The 238-nt window shown below is 66.0% G+C and carries 1 protein-coding gene; it reads right to left on the reverse strand.

Features of this window, described 5'->3' with window-relative positions; all coding sequences use genetic code 11:
* On the reverse strand, window positions 1-218 hold a 218-nt coding region (locus ACSNOK_RS36085; RefSeq protein ID WP_436784873.1), incomplete at its 3' end, for a hypothetical protein.
* Window positions 219-238 lie beyond the last annotated feature (20 nt).

Raw genomic sequence — 238 nt, forward strand, 5'->3', positions numbered from 1 at the left:
TCCCAGACCGGGGTCATATGGGCGTGCATGTGGTGCAGCCGGCGCTCGACAAGCCACTCGCCGAATCCGAAGATCCGGGATTCCTTCGCCTCTGCCGGTGACGCCGCGATCTCGGACCAGTACGCCGAGCGTCGGTTGTGCGAAATTCCGCCGACCCAGATGCGGAAGTGCCGCAGCCACTGCCGTCGGGCCAACGTTCTCACTGCGAGCGCCGGCATGACGAGCAGGGGGATCAACC

Origin of the sequence: Streptomyces sp. URMC 126, from assembly GCF_051386555.1 — a bacterium.
Taxonomy (GTDB): Bacteria; Actinomycetota; Actinomycetes; order Streptomycetales; family Streptomycetaceae; genus Streptomyces.